The organism is Streptomyces sp. NPDC056361 (assembly GCF_042262805.1).
Lineage (GTDB): Bacteria > Actinomycetota > Actinomycetes > Streptomycetales > Streptomycetaceae > Streptomyces.
The window spans coordinates 19,051-34,965 of sequence record NZ_JBHJQI010000004.1 but is presented as its reverse complement, the minus strand read 5'-3'; the positions used below and the strand labels follow the sequence as shown (position 1 = coordinate 34,965).

12 protein-coding genes are annotated in these 15,915 nt (G+C 73.1%); 9 read left to right on the top strand and 3 right to left on the bottom strand.

Annotation, left to right across the window (positions count from 1 at the left end):
• Position 1: 1 nt before the first annotated feature.
• Positions 2-766: an SDR family NAD(P)-dependent oxidoreductase gene (locus ACFCY7_RS02145; RefSeq protein ID WP_376480537.1), complete on the top strand. Its 765-nt coding sequence runs from the start codon at positions 2-4 to the stop codon at positions 764-766.
• Positions 767-1,545: 779 nt separating this feature from the next.
• Here ACFCY7_RS02145 and ACFCY7_RS02140 read toward each other — a convergent pair.
• Positions 1,546-2,427 carry a LysR family transcriptional regulator gene (locus tag ACFCY7_RS02140; protein ID WP_376480536.1) on the bottom strand — a complete coding sequence of 294 codons (882 nt, stop codon included), beginning with the start codon at positions 2,425-2,427 and terminating at the stop codon, positions 1,546-1,548.
• 96 nt (positions 2,428-2,523) lie between these two features.
• Between ACFCY7_RS02140 and ACFCY7_RS02135 the strand changes: the two genes are divergently transcribed.
• The 5 genes from ACFCY7_RS02135 to ACFCY7_RS02115 all read left to right on the top strand — a co-directional run bounded on the left by ACFCY7_RS02135 (position 2,524) and on the right by ACFCY7_RS02115 (position 7,475).
• Complete coding sequence (locus ACFCY7_RS02135) at positions 2,524-3,249, top strand: succinate dehydrogenase (protein WP_376480535.1); 726 nt, start codon at positions 2,524-2,526, stop codon at positions 3,247-3,249.
• A 1-nt stretch (position 3,250) separates the two neighbouring features.
• A complete protein-coding gene (locus tag ACFCY7_RS02130; RefSeq protein WP_376480534.1) occupies positions 3,251-5,194 on the top strand; it encodes a fumarate reductase/succinate dehydrogenase flavoprotein subunit in 1,944 nt (647 codons plus the stop codon).
• Positions 5,191-5,940, top strand: a complete 750-nt coding sequence (locus ACFCY7_RS02125; RefSeq protein WP_376480533.1) for a succinate dehydrogenase/fumarate reductase iron-sulfur subunit — start codon at positions 5,191-5,193, stop codon at positions 5,938-5,940. Before ACFCY7_RS02130 ends, ACFCY7_RS02125 begins: the two co-directional genes overlap by 4 nt.
• 294 nt (positions 5,941-6,234) lie before the next feature.
• Positions 6,235-6,624, top strand: coding sequence for a tyrosinase cofactor (locus ACFCY7_RS02120; protein ID WP_376480532.1), 390 nt, complete (start codon positions 6,235-6,237; stop codon positions 6,622-6,624).
• Between the two features lie 23 nt (positions 6,625-6,647).
• Positions 6,648-7,475, top strand: a complete 828-nt coding sequence (locus tag ACFCY7_RS02115) for a tyrosinase family protein (protein ID WP_376480531.1) — start codon at positions 6,648-6,650, stop codon at positions 7,473-7,475.
• Positions 7,476-7,491: 16 nt separating this feature from the next.
• Here the strand turns inward: ACFCY7_RS02115 and ACFCY7_RS02110 are convergent, their stop codons facing one another.
• Complete coding sequence (locus ACFCY7_RS02110) at positions 7,492-9,900, bottom strand: ATP-binding cassette domain-containing protein (RefSeq protein ID WP_376480530.1); 2,409 nt, start codon at positions 9,898-9,900, stop codon at positions 7,492-7,494.
• Positions 9,901-9,953: 53 nt separating this feature from the next.
• Positions 9,954-10,970 (bottom strand): MsnO8 family LLM class oxidoreductase, encoded by a 1,017-nt coding sequence (locus ACFCY7_RS02105; RefSeq protein WP_376480529.1) that lies wholly within the window; start codon positions 10,968-10,970, stop codon positions 9,954-9,956.
• 142 nt (positions 10,971-11,112) lie between these two features.
• Here ACFCY7_RS02105 and ACFCY7_RS02100 point away from each other — a divergent pair, with 142 nt between their 5' ends.
• From ACFCY7_RS02100 to ACFCY7_RS02090, 3 genes are read left to right on the top strand one after another with little or no spacing between them, the layout of a single operon-like run.
• Positions 11,113-12,360: an ABC transporter substrate-binding protein gene (locus ACFCY7_RS02100; RefSeq protein WP_376480528.1), complete on the top strand. Its 1,248-nt coding sequence runs from the start codon at positions 11,113-11,115 to the stop codon at positions 12,358-12,360.
• Positions 12,361-12,372: 12 nt separating this feature from the next.
• Positions 12,373-15,090, top strand: coding sequence for an ATP-binding cassette domain-containing protein (locus ACFCY7_RS02095; protein ID WP_376480527.1), 2,718 nt, complete (start codon positions 12,373-12,375; stop codon positions 15,088-15,090).
• Positions 15,087-15,854 (top strand): ABC transporter ATP-binding protein, encoded by a 768-nt coding sequence (locus ACFCY7_RS02090; RefSeq protein WP_376480526.1) that lies wholly within the window; start codon positions 15,087-15,089, stop codon positions 15,852-15,854. Before ACFCY7_RS02095 ends, ACFCY7_RS02090 begins: the two co-directional genes overlap by 4 nt.
• Positions 15,855-15,915: the final 61 nt, after the last annotated feature.

The following is a 15,915-nucleotide window of genomic DNA, read 5'->3' as shown; positions in this document are numbered from 1 at the left end:
CATGGCGAATCATGGTGCGGAAACGGCTCGGGGACGGCTCGCGGACCGGGTGTGCGTGATCACGGGCGCGGCGAGCGGTATCGGGCGGGCGACGGCAGAGCGGTTCCTCCGCGAAGGGGCCCGCGTCGTGGCCGCCGACCGCGACGCGGAACGCCTCGCCACACTGGCGGGAGTCGTCCCGGTGACCGGCGACGTCTCCCGCCCCGACGACGCCCGGCGCATGATCGCCACCGCCGTCGACCGATTCGGCCGGCTCGACGTCCTCGTCGCCAACGCCGGCGTCATCCCCCTGCTCTCCGTCACGGAGGCGGAAGCGTCCGACTTCGACGCGGTCATGGCCGTCGACGGCCGCGGCATGTTCCTCACCTGCAAATACGCGATCGAGGCCATGCTCGTCTCCGGCGGCGGCGCCATCGTCTGCACCTCGTCCATCTCCGGCGTGGCCGGGCAGGCCCGGCAGGCCGTCTACGGCCCCGCGAAGTTCGTCGCCTCCGGGCTGACCAAACACCTCGCCGTGGAATGGGCCGAGCACGGGATCCGCGTGAACGCCGTCGCCCCGGGCACCATCGAGACCGAACGCGTCGCCGCCGCGCGCCACGAGCCCGGCGGGCCCGAGTACCTCGCCGACGTCGTCCGCGGGCACCCCATGGCCCGCTTCGGCACCCCCGACGAGGTCGCCTCCGCCATCCTCTTCCTCGCCTCCGACGAAGCCTCCTTCATCACCGGCGCCATCCTCCCCGTAGACGGCGGCTACCTGGCCCGCTGACCCCACACCACCCGACGTACCGGTCCCGCACCGGGCGGCCCCCCTGCGGCCCCACACCGTCCACACCTCCGGCCGAACCACGCTGCGCGAGCCTCCACCGAACCCGCACCAAGCGGGCCTCCGGTGCGCCCCGCGTGAGCCTCCGGGTGGGCCCCGCGCCACGCGGGCAGGCAGCGCTACCGACCCCGCGTGGGCTCGCCCATGCCACACCCACCTGCCCCACGGGCCGCGCCCGCACCTCGCGCGACCTGCACCCGCCACCGTGTGGCCCGCGCCCCCTGCTCACCCCGCCCCGCCCACCGCCGTGGAGCCGCGCCCGCTACCGCCCGCCCCTGTGCGGGCTGCGCCCGCCGCCCGCTCGCCGTCGCCCACCGCCCGTGTGGGCAATCGTCCCTCCCCCAGACTTCGTCCGGGGGACCCCCAGGGCGGGACGGGTGGGCACACGGGACGGCGCCCTCGGCGGCGCCTCCGCCCCTTGTGCCTTGACCCGCACCCATTGCTCGGCGCGCATCCGGTGCGGGTTCAGGCGCGGAAGCCTAGGCCCGGCAAGGGGCGCCGTCCGTTGTGCCCACCCGTCCCGCCCCTGGCGGACGATTGCCCACAACGGGCGGGGCGTCGTCCGTTGTGCCCACCCGTTCCGCCCTGGGGGTCCCCCCGGACGAAGTCTGGGGGAGGAACGCCTGCCCACAACGGGCGGGGGTGCAGTTCCTGGACCGCCCCTTGGGGAACGCCTGCCCGCAACGGGTGGAGGTACGCCCACGACGCCGCGGGCTCGGTGGTCAGCCGTTGCGGTGGAGGAGGAGGCGTTGGAGTTCGCGCGCGGCTCTCGGGGGCGCCACGTCGCTGCGGTGTGCGAGGGCGATCGTCCGCCGTAGCCCCGGCCGGGCGAGCGCGGTCACGCGTAGGTCCCGCCCCGCACGCGCCGCCACCATCGCGGGGACGACGGCGAGGCCGAGCCCGGCCCGTACGAAGCCGAGGACCGCGTCCAGCTCGCCGCCCTCCACGGTGAAGGTGGGCTCGAAGCCCGCGGCCCGGCAGGCCCCGACGGTGAGTTCCCGCAGGTCGTAGCCGTGGCGGAACATGACGAGGGGCTGGTTGCGCAGGTCGGTGATCCGCACGGGCCGGCGCGGCGGCGGGGCCGAGGCGGCGGAGACCACGACCAGGTCCTCGTGGAGCAGCTCGACGGTGGTGAGGGCCGGTGAGGGGGTGGGCAGCGGCAGCACGACGAGCGCGAGGTCGAGCGCCCCGCGCGCCAGCTCCCGTACGAGGTCGTGGGAGCCGCCCTCCTCGATGAGCAGCTCGATCCCCGGGTGCAGGTCGTGGAAGGTCCGCAGGACGTCCGGGAGGAGCCCCGTGCACAGGCTCGGCGTCGCGCCGAGCCGCACCCGGCCCCGCTTCAGCTGGGCCAGCTCCTGTACTTCGAGGCGGGCGGTCTCCGTGTCGGCGAGGATGCGGCGGGCGAGCGGCAGGAGCGCCTCGCCCGCGTCGGTGAGGGTGATGTTCCCCCGGGCCCGGCTGAACAGCTCCGCGCCCAACTCCTGTTCCAGCGCCTTGATCTGCTGGGAGAGGGAGGGCTGCGAGACGTGGACGCGCTCGGCGGCCCGGGTGAAGTGCCGGGTCTCGGCGACGGCGACGAAGTAGAGGAGCTGCTGGAACTGCATGTGCCCAGCGTAGGCGATGTGGATAGGCGCGGCCTATCGAGATCAGCCGGACCATGTCTTGGACCTCTCGGGCCCTTCGGCCCTAGCGTCGTGGGCATGGCTCTGGCACCCACGAGGGACCGGACGACGGGCCGCCCGCCGTCCCCCGCCCCGTCACGCGGATTCTGGTCATCGACCCTCGGCAAGAAGACGGTCATGGCCGTCAGCGGGCTGATCATGCTCGGCTATCTCGTCGCGCACGTCGCCGGCAATCTGAAGGTCTTCTTCGGCCCCGAGGAGTTCAACGCCTACGGCCACTGGCTGCGGGTCATGGGCGCACCCGTCCTCCACCACGCGTGGGCCCTCTGGATCGTCCGGATCGTGCTCGTCGCCGCCGTCGTGGCCCACGCCGTCTCCGCGTACCAGCTCAGTCGGCGCGACCTGAAGGCCCGCCCCACGGCGTACGTCCACCGCCGCAAGCGCGCCTCGTACGCCACCCGCACCATGCGCTGGGGCGGGATCGTCCTCGCCCTCTTCATCGTCTGGCACATCCTCGACCTGACCACCGGCACCGTCCACGCCGGCGGCTTCGAGGAGGGCAAGCCCTACCAGAACGTCGTCGACACCTTCTCCACCTGGTACGGCAACGTCGTCTACATCGTCGCCATGCTCGCCGTCGGCCTGCACGTCCGCCACGGCTTCTGGAGCGCCGCCCAGACCCTCGGCGTCGGCAACGCCCGCCGCGAGCGCCTGCTGCGGGCCCTCGCCGACGGCCTCGCCTTCGTGCTGACCGCCGGCTTCGTCTCCGTACCCGTCGCCGTCATGACCGGAGTGGTGAGCTGACATGACCTTCCTCGACTACACGACCGGCGAACCGGTCGTCGACACGGCCGCCCCCGCCGGTCCCGTCGCCGAACGCTGGGACACCCGCCGCTTCCAGGCGAAGCTGGTCAACCCCGCCAACCGCCGCAAGCACCGGATCATCGTCGTCGGCACCGGCCTCGCCGGCGGTTCCGCCGGCGCCACCCTGGCCGAACAGGGCTACCAGGTGGTCCAGTTCTGCTTCCAGGACTCCCCGCGCCGGGCCCACTCCATCGCCGCCCAGGGCGGCATCAACGCCGCCAAGAACTACCGCAACGACGGCGACTCCATCCACCGGCTCTTCTACGACACCGTCAAGGGCGGCGACTTCCGCGCCCGCGAGTCCAACGTCCACCGCCTCGCCCAGATCTCCGTCGAGATCATCGACCAGTGCGTCGCCCAGGGAGTGCCCTTCGCCCGCGAGTACGGCGGACTCCTCGACACCCGCTCCTTCGGCGGCGTCCAGGTCTCCCGCACCTTCTACGCCCGCGGCCAGACCGGCCAGCAGCTGCTGCTGGGCGCCTACCAGGCGCTGTCCCGGCAGATCGCCGCCGGAAACGTCGAGATGCACGCCCGTACGGAGATGCTCGACCTGGTCGTGGTCGACGGGCGGGCCCGCGGCATCGTCGCCCGCGACCTGGTCACGGGGGAGATCTCCACCCACTACGCGGACGCGGTGGTCCTCGCCAGCGGCGGCTACGGCAACGTCTTCTACCTGTCGACGAACGCGATGAACTCCAACGCCACCGCCGTCTGGCGCGCCCACCGGCGCGGCGCGTACTTCGCCAACCCCTGCTTCACCCAGATCCACCCCACCTGCATCCCGCGCACCGGCGACCACCAGTCCAAGCTGACGCTGATGAGCGAGTCGCTGCGCAACGACGGCCGCATCTGGGTCCCCAAGGCCAAGGGCGACACCCGCCCCGCCGCCGACATCCCCGAGGACGAGCGCGACTACTACCTGGAGCGGATCTACCCCTCCTTCGGCAACCTCGTCCCCCGTGACATCGCCTCCCGCGCCGCGAAGAACGTCTGCGACGAGGGCAGGGGGGTGGGCCCCGGCGGCCAGGGCGTCTACCTGGACTTCGCCGACGCCGTCCGGCGCATGGGCCGGGGAGCGGTCGAGGAGAAGTACGGCAACCTCTTCGACATGTACGAGCGGATCACCGCCGAGAACCCGTACGAGGTCCCCATGCGGATCTATCCGGCCGTGCACTACACGATGGGCGGACTCTGGGTCGACTACGACCTGCAGACGACCGTGCCCGGTCTCTTCGCCGTCGGCGAGGCCAACTTCTCCGACCACGGGGCCAACCGGCTCGGCGCCTCCGCCCTCATGCAGGGCCTCGCCGACGGCTACTTCGTCCTCCCGGCGACCATCAACGACTACCTCGCCCGCCACCCCCACGCCGAGCCCGTCACCGACGACCACCCGGCCGTACGGGAGGTGCTCGCCGAGACCGAGGACCGGCTGAACCTCCTCCTCGCCGTCGACGGAGACCGCACGCCCGACTCCTTCCACCGCGAACTCGGCGAACTCATGTGGGAGTTCTGCGGCATGGCCCGCACCGAGGCGGGGCTGCGCACCGCCCTCGACCGGATCCCGAAGATCCGGGAGGAGTTCTGGAGCCGGATCAAGGTCCCCGGCACGGGGCAGGAGTTCAACCAGTCCCTGGAGAAGGCCAACAGGATCGTCGACTACCTGGAGCTCGCCGAGCTCATGTGCCTCGACGCGCTCCACCGGGCCGAGTCCTGCGGCGGTCACTTCCGCGAGGAGTCCCAGACCCCCGACGGCGAAGCCGCCCGCGACGACGAGGAGTTCGCCTATGTGGCGGCCTGGGAGTTCGGCGGCGCCGGCGCTCCCGTCCTCCACAAGGAAGACCTCGCGTTCGAGTACGTCCACCCCACCCAGCGGAGCTACGCATGAGGCTCAACCTGCGCGTCTGGCGCCAGAAGAACGGCGGCGCCGAGGGCGCCATGGCCACCTACGAGGTGGACGGGATCTCCGCCGACATGTCCTTCCTGGAGATGCTCGACACCCTCAACGAGGACCTCATCCTGCGCGGTGAGGACCCCGTGGCCTTCGACCACGACTGCCGCGAGGGCATCTGCGGGGCGTGCAGCCTCGTCATCAACGGGGACGCCCACGGCCCCGAGCGCACCACCACCTGCCAGCTCCACATGCGCTCCTTCCGCGACGGCGACACGATCGACGTCGAGCCCTGGCGCGCGTCCGCCTTCCCCGTGGTCAAGGACCTCGTCGTCGACCGCGGCGCGTTCGACCGTGTGATCCAGGCCGGCGGCTTCATCACCGCCCCCACCGGGGCCGCCCCCGAGGCGCACGCCACTCCCGTCCCCAAGGCCGACGCGGACTCCGCCTTCGAGCACGCCGAGTGCATCGGCTGCGGCGCCTGCGTGGCGGCCTGTCCCAACGGCTCGGCCATGCTCTTCACCTCGGCGAAGATCAACCACCTCAACGTCCTGCCGCAGGGCTCGCCCGAGCGCGAGACCCGCGTCCTCGACATGGTCGCCCAGATGGACGCCGAGGGCTTCGGCGGCTGCACGCTGACGGGGGAGTGCGCGACGGCGTGCCCGAAGGGGATTCCCCTGCCGTCGATCGCGGCGATGAACAGGGAGTGGCTGCGGGCGCGGCGGAAGGCCCCTCGGGGCTGAGGCCGTTTCAGGACAGTCTGGCCGCGTGGGCCGGCCCACACCGCGCACCCCGGAACCGAAGATCGTTCACAAAATGATCATCTTCTCCGTAAGATCTTCGCTCCGGGGTGCTCCTGTTCCGCATGGCAGCAAGATCAACTCCGTTCAAACCTGTACTTACCGTGGCATGTTGTCCACTTCGCGGCCAACCGGTCGTACGGGATTTCCGCCGCGCCGACACCCCCGGGTACTGATGAGGACCGCCGGGGGGTACATGACCAGTCCCCCCGGTCGCGCAGACCATTTGGGGGTTTCATGTCCAGCATCACCCGCCGCCGGGCCCTCGGCGTCGCGGCCGGCGCGGCAGGCGCCGCCGCGGGCCTCGCCCTGGCCGGCCACGCCGCCGCCGCACCCCGGGCCGCCGCTCCCGCGGCCGGCCCCGACCCGGCCTCCTTCGACGAGGTCTACCAGGGCCGCCGCATCCAGGGCGGCCCCTCGCACAGCGGCGGCCACCACGGAGGACACCACGGAGGCGGCTACTCCGTGACGATCGACGGTCGGGAACTGCACGTCATGCGGAACGCCGACGGCACCTGGATCAGCGTGATCAACCACTACGAGCCCGTCGCCACGCCCAAGGCGCTGGCCCGCGCGGCCGTCCGGGAACTCCAGGGCGCCCCGCTCGTACCCCTCACCCTCACCTGATCCGATCCAGGAGCGGCACCGGCATGACCGTACGCAAGAACCAGGCCACCCTCACCGCCGACGAGAAGCGGCGCTTCGTCGACGCGCTCCTGGAGCTGAAGCGCTCCGGGCGGTACGACACCTTCGTCACCACGCACAACGCCTTCATCATGAGCGACACCGACAGCGGCGACCGGGTCGGCCACCGGTCGCCCTCGTTCCTGCCCTGGCACCGGCGCTTCCTCATACAGTTCGAGGAGGCGCTGCGGTCCGTCGACCCGGCCGTCACCCTCCCCTACTGGGACTGGACGGCCGACCGCACCTCCCGCTCGTCCCTCTGGGCGCCCGACTTCCTCGGCGGCACCGGGCGGGCCCGCGACGGCCGCGTGACGGACGGCCCCTTCGCCCGCTCCGGCAACGGCTGGACGATCAACGTCCGGGTGGACGGGCGCGACTTCCTCCGGCGCGACCTCGGCGCGGGCGGCCGCCAGCTGCCCACCCGCGCCGAAGTGGACTCCGTCCTCGCCATGGAGACCTATGACACGGCGCCCTGGAACAGCTCGTCGGACGGGTTCCGCAACCACCTGGAGGGGTGGCGCGGAGTGAACCTCCACAACCGCGTCCACGTCTGGGTCGGCGGCCAGATGGGCACCGGGGTCTCGCCCAACGACCCGGTGTTCTGGCTGCACCACGCGTTCGTCGACAAGCTGTGGGCCGACTGGCAGGCCCGCCACCCCCGGTCGACGTACCTCCCGGCCGCCGGCACCCCGAACGTCGTCGACCTCGGCGACACCATGCGCCCGTGGAACGACGTGACCCCGGCGGACATGCTGGACCACACCCGCCACTACACCTTCGACACGGCCGCCTGATCCCGTAGCAGGGGTCTCACGACCGTCCGTCGAACCCCAGGGCACGGGCCAGATACGGCGCGGTGCGGCTGCCCGCCGCCCGCGCCACCCGGTCCGGGGGACCCGCCGCCACCACCAGGCCGCCCTCGTCGCCGCCGCCGGGGCCGAGGTCGACGACCCAGTCCGCGGTGGCGACGACGTCCATGTCGTGCTCGACGACGATCACCGAGTGGCCGGCGTCCACGAGGCCGTGGAGCTGGCGCATCAGGACCTCGACGTCGGCCGGGTGCAGTCCGGTCGTCGGCTCGTCGAGGACGTACAGGGTGGGGGAGCGGTGCGGCCGCTGGAGCTCGGAGGCCAGCTTGATGCGCTGGGCCTCGCCGCCGGACAGCTCGGTGGCCGGCTGCCCCAGCCGTAGATAGCCGAGGCCGACGTCGAGCAGCGTCGTCAGGCTCCGGGCGGCCGCGGGCGTGTCCGCGAAGAACGCGGCGGCCGACTCGACGGTCAGATCGAGGACTTCGGCGATCGACAGCCCGCGCAGCCGCACCTGGAGGGTCTCCGGGTTGTAGCGGGCGCCGCGGCAGTCCGGGCAGGGCGCGTACGTGCTCGGCAGGAAGAGGAGCTCCACCGAGACGAAACCCTCGCCCTGGCAGGTCTCGCAGCGCCCTCCGGACACGTTGAAGGAGAACCGCCCCGCCTTGTAGCCGCGGGCCTTCGCCTCCTCCGTCTCCGTGAACAGCTTCCGCACCACGTCGAACAGGCCCGTGTACGTGGCCAGGTTCGAGCGCGGAGTGCGGCCGATCGGCCGCTGGTCCACCGTCACGAGCCGGCCCGCGCCGGAGACCTCCTCGGCCAGCGCGCCGACCAGGGTCGACTTGCCGGACCCCGAGACCCCGGTGACGGCCGTCAGGACGCCGACGGGGAAGGCCGCGTCCACCGCCCGGAGGTTGTGCCGGGTGACCGGACCGGTCCGCAGCCAGCCGGCGGGGGAGCGGACCTCCCGCGCGGGCGCGGGCGCCCGGTCGAAGAGGAACCGCCGGGTCGCGGACGCCTCGACGCCCGCGAGCCCGCTCGGCGGACCGCTGTGCAGCACCCGCCCGCCGTGCACTCCGGCACGCGGTCCGACGTCCACGAGCCAGTCGGCGTGCCGTACGACGTCGAGGTGGTGCTCGACGACGAAGACGGAGTTGCCGGCCGCCTTGAGCCGGTCGAGCACCACGAGCAGCGCCTCCGTGTCGGCGGGGTGCAGACCGGCGGACGGCTCGTCGAGCACGTACACCACGCCGAAGAGCCCGGAGCGGAGCTGGGTGGCGAGCCGCAGCCGCTGGAGCTCCCCGCTCGACAGGGTGGGGGTGGCCCGGTCCAGGCTGAGGTAGCCGAGGCCGAGTTCGGTGACGGTGGCCATCCGGGCGACGAGGTCGCCCGTGAGCACCCGCGCGGTCTCCCCGTCGTCCACCGCCGAGCCGACGGTCGTGCCGTCCGTCGTGCCGTCCGCTTCCTTCGCCGCCGCCGCCGACAGCAGCGCGGCCAGGGCCGTCAGCGGCAGCGCCGCGAGCTCCGCGATGCTCCGGCCCCCGAAGGTGACCGCGAGCGCCTCCGGCCGCAGCCGCCCGCCGCCGCACACCGGGCAGGGCGCGCTGGTCAGGAACCTCTCGGCCTTCGCCCGCAGGGTCGGGCTCTTCGAGTCGGAGAAGGTCCGCATGACATAGCGGCGGGCACTCATGTACGTGCCCTGGTAGGGCCGTTGGATCCGACCCGCCTCCCGCACCGGATGCACCGTGACGACCGGCTGCTCCTCCGTGAAGAGGATCCATTCCCGGTCCTTCGCGTCGAGCTCCCGCCACGGCCGGTCCACGTCGTGGCCGAGCGCGTCGAGCACGTCCCGCAGGTTCTTCCCCTGCCAGGCACCCGGCCACGCCGCGACGGCCCCCTCGCGGATCGACAGCTCCGGGTCGGGGACGAGGAGTTCCTCGCTGGTCTCGTGGATCAGCCCCAGGCCGTGACACGAAGGGCACGCGCCCGCCGCCGTGTTGGGGGAGAAGGCGTCCGAGTCGAGCCGCTCCGCGCCCTCCGGGTAGCGCCCGGCCCGGGAGAACAGCATCCGCAGGGAGTTCGACAAGGTGGTCACCGTACCGACCGAGGAGCGGGCGTTCGGCGAGGACCGCCGCTGCTCCAGCGAGACCGCCGGCGGCAGCCCGGTGATCTCGCCGACCGCGGGCGCCCCCACCTGGTGGATCAACCGTCGCGCGTACGGCGCCACCGACTCGAAGTAGCGCCGCTGCGCCTCCGCGTAGATCGTGCCGAAGGCCAGGGAGGACTTGCCGGAGCCGGACACGCCGGTGAACGCCACGAGCGCGTCCCGCGGGATGTCGACGTCCACCCCGGCGAGGTTGTGCTCACGGGCACCGCGGACGCGGACGTACGGATCGTGGGGGTTGTCGTGCATGGTCCGATTTTAGCCACTGGTGACCGTTTGCCCTGGTGGGTGGGGGCGCGGCGTCACGCTCGCGGCGTCAGGCCGACGGCACGGGCGAGCCCCCGGTACGACGCGCCCAGGGCCGCCCGGTCGTAGGTGCTGGTGGTGACCAGCACCTCCTGCGCCCCGGTCTCCGCCACGGCCTCCGCGAGGGCCGCGGCCACCTGCTCCTCCGTGCCGTGCACATGGCCGCGCAGCCCCGCCTCGTAGAAGCCGCGCTGCTTCTCCGTCATGGACAGGGCCTCGATCCGCTCGGGCGCGTCGAGCGGCGGGAAGACGCCACGGGTGCGCGAGTACGCCATGGACCAGGCCTCGGGCACGAGCAGCCGCCGGGCCTCCGCCTCCGTCGCCGCCACCGCGACCGTGCCGGCCACGACGACGTACGGCTCGGCGGCCCACGGGGAAGGCCGGAAGCCGGAGCGGTAGGCGTCCACGGCGGCGAGCAGCCGCTCCCGGTTCCGCAGGTCCCCGATGACCAGCGGCAGGCCCGAGGACGCGGCGATGGACGCGCCCTCGCCCGTCGCCAGGACGAACGGCGGCACCCGCAGCCCCTCCGCCGGCCGGGCGTGCACCTGCGGGTGCGCCGCCTGCTCGCCGGTGAACCAGCCGAGCAGCTCCGCGAGCTGCTCGCCGAACCGGTCGACCTCGTCCTTGTCCCGCCCGAGGGCCCGCCGTACACCGTCCGTGAAGCCCACCGAACGTCCGACGCCCATGTCGATCCGGCCCGGGAACAGCGACTCCAGGACGCCGAACTGCTCGGCCACGACCAGCGGCCGGTGGTTCGGGAGCATCACCCCACCGGTGCCCACCCGGACGGCGGACGTGGCGGCCGCCACCGCGGCGGCCAGCACCGTCGGCGCCGAACCGGCGACCCCGGGCACGCCGTGGTGCTCCGACACCCAGAACCGGTGGTAGCCGAGGGCCTCCACCTCCCGGGCGAGGTCCACGGTGGCGCGCAGCGCCCGAGGGGCGTCCTCGCCCTCCCGGGTGCGGGAGCGGTCGAGGACGGAGAAGCGGATGCCGTCGGGGAAGGTGCTCACGCAGGGTGAACCGCGTGGGGCCGGGAGAGATTCCCGGGCGCCGCCGCAGAAGTTCTGACGGATCATCAAATGATGCTGTATCAGTTATTGACGGTTCATGGGTTCGCTCACAGAATGCGGTCACCCGACGGAGGGATCGCCCGTGCCTCGACCGTTGCGCGTCATCGCCGCCGCGTTCACCCTGCTCCTTGTCACCGCCTGCAACTCCGCGTCCAGCGGAGGAAGTACGCCCTCATCCGTACGCGGAGTCACCGCCGACACGATCAAGGTCGGCGGCATCGTCTCCATGACGACCGCCAGCGGCTACTCCAAGAAGGACACCGATCTCGGCGCCCGGGCCCGCTACGACCGGGCCAACGCCGAGGGCGGCGTCAACGGGAGGAAGATCCGGTACCTGGGGGCCGAGGACGACGGCCAGGACCCGGCCAGGAACCTGGCGGCGGCCCGCAAGCTCGTCCAGCAGGACGAGGTCTTCGCGGTCGCGCCCATGAGCTCGGTCACCTTCGCCGGCGCGGACTTCCTCGACGGCCGGAAGGTCCCGACCGTGGGCTGGGGGACACTCCCCTCGTTCTGTGGGCCCGCGCACATCTACGGCTTCAACGGCTGCCTCGTCCCGACCCCCGGCGGCACGCTCAACCAGACCTGGCCCGAGAGCCTCGCGGCCGTCCTCGGCGGCGCGCGCGGAAAGTCGGTTGCGCTGATCGCCGGCGACAACGACGCCGGCAAGTTCGGCATCCGCACTTTCACCCAGGGCTTCAAGGCGGCCGGCTTCCAGGTCCCGTACGCCAAGGCCGTGGTCCCGGCGACCTCGATGCCCAGCGACTGGTCCGCGTACACCAAGGAGATCCTCCGCTCCGGCCCCGGCGGCGGCGCGCCCGACGCCGTGGTCTCCGTCATGCAGACGCCGTACAACATCGGCCTGTTCACCGCGCTCAAGCGGTCCGGCTACAAGGGGCTCATCACCGACCCGACGGACTACGACCCGGGGCTGCTCGCCAAGGACGCCACGAAACAGGCCCTCGACGGGGTGCACGTGCTCCTGCAGTTCCAGCCCTTCGAGTCGGACAGCCCCGCGATGCGGCAGTTCAAGGACGACATCAGGAAGGCCGCCGGCGGCAAGGACGTACCCCTGAACATGCACATGATGACGGGGTACATGAGCGCCGACCTCTTCCTCTCGATCGCCCGGAAGGCGGGCAAGGACCTCACCGCGGAGTCCTTCCAGAAGGCCGCCGACGGCTTCTCCGACAGCGGCACGCTCGTGGGCGACCGCGCCGAGCCCAAGGGGAAGAAGGAGAGCTTCGGCTGCGGGGCGCTCGTCCGGCTGGAGAAGGGGCGGTACGAGGTGGCGGTGCCCTTCACGTGCTACCCGCCGATCCCCTTCGGCTGAGGGGCGCGTCAGGTGGGTGACCTGCTGGGCTTCGTCCTGAGCGGACTGGTCTCCGGCGCGCTGTACGCGCTGCTCGCGACCGGCCTCGTGCTGTCGTACTCCGCCTCCGGGGTGTTCAACTTCGCGCACGGCTCCACCGCCTACCTGTGCGCGCTGGCGTTCTACGAGCTCCACTCCGGTCTCGGCTGGCCGGCCGTGCCCACCGCGCTGCTGCTGGTGTGCGTGGTGGCGCCCGGTCTCGGTGGAGTCCTGGACCGGCTCATGTTCAGAAAGCTGGCCGGGGTCGGGCAGACGGCGCAGATCGTGGCCACGATCGGCCTGCTGGTCGCGCTGCCGGCGGCCGGACGGTGGACGGTCGAACTCCTGGAGCGGGCCGGCGCCCCCGTCCTGCCCGCCGAGAACCAGTTCGGACTGCCGGGCGTCGGGCCGAGCCCCGCCGTGTCCTGGCAGCCGATCGACGGCGTGGGCGTCGACTCCGACCAGCTGATCACCTGGATCACCACGGCCCTCGTGGCCGCCGGCCTGTGGGTGCTCATGCGGCACACCCGGCTCGGCCTGCGGCTGCGCGCGGCGGTCGACGACCGCACGCTGACCGAGCTGCGGGGCATCAGCGCGGACCGGCTGTCCTCGATCGCGTGGATGCTGTCCTCCGGTCTCGCGGGCCTCGCCGGCGTCCTCGCGACCCCGCTCCTCGGCCTTTCCGCGCACGACTACACGCTGTTCCTGTTCGTCTCGGCCACTGCGGCGGTCCTCGGGCGTTTCGTCTCGGTGCCGCTCGCCTTCGCGGGCGGCCTCGGGCTCGGCGTCCTCCAGAACCTGGTGGCGGGGTACGCGTCGTTCACCGACGACATCACCGGCCTCCGCACGGCCGTGCCGTTCCTCATCCTCTTCGCCGGGCTCGTCGTCCTGGTGCGGCGGCAGCGCGCGGCGGGCACGGCGGCCGCGGACCCACCCCCGGTCGACTACCTCGCGGGGAAGGGGTGGGGCCGCCGCTGGGGCGCCTGGGTCGTCGCCGGCGTGCTGCTCGGCACGGCGTTCTACACCGTCACCACCCCCTTCTGGAGCGGGATCCTGGCCCAAGGGCTCGCGATCGGGATCGTGTTCATGTCCTTCACGGTCGTCACCGGCCTCGGCGCGATGGTGTCCCTGGCCCAGGCCACGTTCGTCACCGCCGCCGCCCTCGTCGCGGGGCTGCTGATGAGCCACGGCTGGCCCTTCGTGGCCGCCGCGGCGGCCGGCACGGCGGTGGCGGCGCTGCTCGGCGCGGTCGTCGCGCTGCCCGCCCTGCGGCTCGGCGGCCGATCACTGGCCCTGGCCACGCTCGCGCTCGCCTTCCTGGCGGACCAGGTGCTCTTCCAACTCGGCCGGCTGCGCAACGGCGACACCGGATGGGAGATACCCCGGCCGGTGGCCGGCCCCGTGGACCTGGCCGACGACCGGGCGATGGGGCTCGCCCTCCTGCTGCTCAGCGCGGTGCTCGTCGCGCTGCTGACCCGGTTGCGCGGCTCCCGCTGGGGCCGGGCCATGCTCGCGGTCCGCTCCGCCCCCGAGGCCGCCGCGGCGTCGGGGGTGTCGGTGGTGCGCACCAAGCTCCTCCTGTTCACCGTGTCCGCGGGCCTCGCGGGCCTCGGAGGAGTGCTCTACGCCTCGTACAACACCCGCATCACGGCCACGGACTTCACCGCGATGACCGGTCTGGTGTGGCTGGCGGTGGTGGTCGCCGCCGGCGTGCGCAGGCCGCAGTTCGCGGTGGTGGCGGGGCTGGTCTTCGCCGTGGTCCCGCACCTGATGACGACGTACGTGACGGAGTCCGCGCACCTCCCGGTGATCCTCTTCGGCCTGGCGGGGCTCGCGCTGGCGAACGACCCGGACGGGTACTGCGCCGCGCTGCCGTCCAGACGCGCGGCCCGCCGCGCCGCGAAGGCGGCGGGCCACCGCCCGGCCGCGCCGCCCCGCGCACGTACGCCCGAGGCGTACGCCGCCGGCCCCGGGAGCACCGACCCGGGAGAGGGCGGCGACCCCGCCGAGACGCCGAGTGCGCTCCGGCTGAGCGGCGTGCGCGCCGGGTACGGCGGCGCACCCGTGCTGCACGGCGTCGATCTCGCGGTGCGCCCCGGCGAGGTGCTGGTGCTGCTCGGGCCCAACGGGGCCGGGAAGTCCACCCTCTGCCGGGTGGCGGCGGGACTGCTCCGGCCGACCGGCGGCGTCGTACGGGTCGGGGGCGAGGACGCCACCCGCGACGCGGCCGTCGCCCGGGCCCGCCGCGGGGTGCGGCTTGCCCCCGAAGGCCGGGGCGTGTTCGCCGGCCTCTCGATCGAGGAGAACCTGGCCCTGCAGCTGACGGAGGCCGAGGACCGGGACGCCGTGTTCGCGCGCTTCCCCGCGCTCGCCGCCCGCCGCACCGTCGCCGCCGGGTCCCTGTCCGGCGGCGAGCAGCAGCTCCTCGCCCTCGCCCCGCTCCTCCAGCGGCCACCGGCCGTCCTCGTCGCCGACGAGCCGTCCCTCGGTCTCGCGCCGCGCGTCGTCGACGAGGTCTTCCACCTCCTGACCGAACTCCGCGCCCACGGCACCGCGCTCGTCCTCGTCGAGGAGAAGGCCGCCGAGGCGCTCGACGTCGCCGACACCGTCGCGTACCTCGCGCAGGGAGAGATCGCCTGGTCCGGCCCGCGATCCGCAGTGGACCGCGACCGGCTCGCCGAGGCCTACCTGGGGACGGGAGCCCGCCGATGAACCACCCTCTGCTCCACGCGAGCGGGATCGACGTCCGCTTCGGCGGCGTCCACGCCCTGCGCGGCGTGACCGTCTCCGTGCGCCCCGGCGAGATCTGCGGTCTCATCGGCCCGAACGGCGCGGGCAAGACGACGCTCTTCGACGTGCTGTCGGGCATCCGGCGACCGGACGCCGGAGCCATCGCGTACGACGGCACGGACGTCACCCGCCGCTCGCCGTCCTGGCGCGCCCGGCACGGCATCCGCCGCACCTTCCAACGCCAGCAGCTCTTCGGCCAGCTGACCGTCACGGACAACCTCGTCGTCGCGCAGGACTGGCGCGGCGGCGTACGCCCCGCCGCGCGCCGCCACCGGCAGCGGGCCGCCGCCGTCCTCCACGACTGCGGGATCGACTCACTCGCCGACGCCTACGCGGGCGGCCTGCCCGTCGGCCAGGCCCGCATGGTCGAGCTGGCCCGCGCCCTCGCCGATCCGCCCCGCGTCCTCCTCCTGGACGAACCCGCCTCCGGCACCACCCCCGACGAGCGCCGGCGCCTCGCCTCCCTCATACGCCGAACGGCCTCCGAGAGGAACTGCGCGGTGCTCCTCGTCGAGCACAACGTGGCCTTCGTGATGGACCTCTGCTCCCGCGTCGTCGTACTCGACCTCGGCCGCGTCCTCGCCGAAGGCACCCCTGCCGAGATCCACGCCGACCCCGCCGTGCGCGAGGCCTACCTCGGCACCGGATCCGGCGGGACGGAGCGCGCGCACGGCTCCGATCGCTGAGGACCGGACCGCCGCCCGCGGACGGTGAATGGCCGAATGTGCGAAGGCCGCACCCCTTGAC

Bases quoted from the DNA above. Each gene is read 5' to 3' on its own strand.
- ACFCY7_RS02145 (WP_376480537.1), top strand. From the start codon at position 2: ATGGCGAATCATGGTGCGGAAACGGCTCGGGGACGGCTCGCGGACCGG.
- ACFCY7_RS02140 (WP_376480536.1), bottom strand. From the start codon at position 2,427: ATGCAGTTCCAGCAGCTCCTCTACTTCGTCGCCGTCGCCGAGACCCGG.
- ACFCY7_RS02135 (WP_376480535.1), top strand. From the start codon at position 2,524: ATGGCTCTGGCACCCACGAGGGACCGGACGACGGGCCGCCCGCCGTCC.
- ACFCY7_RS02130 (WP_376480534.1), top strand. From the start codon at position 3,251: ATGACCTTCCTCGACTACACGACCGGCGAACCGGTCGTCGACACGGCC.
- ACFCY7_RS02125 (WP_376480533.1), top strand. From the start codon at position 5,191: ATGAGGCTCAACCTGCGCGTCTGGCGCCAGAAGAACGGCGGCGCCGAG.
- ACFCY7_RS02120 (WP_376480532.1), top strand. From the start codon at position 6,235: ATGTCCAGCATCACCCGCCGCCGGGCCCTCGGCGTCGCGGCCGGCGCG.
- ACFCY7_RS02115 (WP_376480531.1), top strand. From the start codon at position 6,648: ATGACCGTACGCAAGAACCAGGCCACCCTCACCGCCGACGAGAAGCGG.
- ACFCY7_RS02110 (WP_376480530.1), bottom strand. From the start codon at position 9,900: ATGCACGACAACCCCCACGATCCGTACGTCCGCGTCCGCGGTGCCCGT.
- ACFCY7_RS02090 (WP_376480526.1), top strand. From the start codon at position 15,087: ATGAACCACCCTCTGCTCCACGCGAGCGGGATCGACGTCCGCTTCGGC.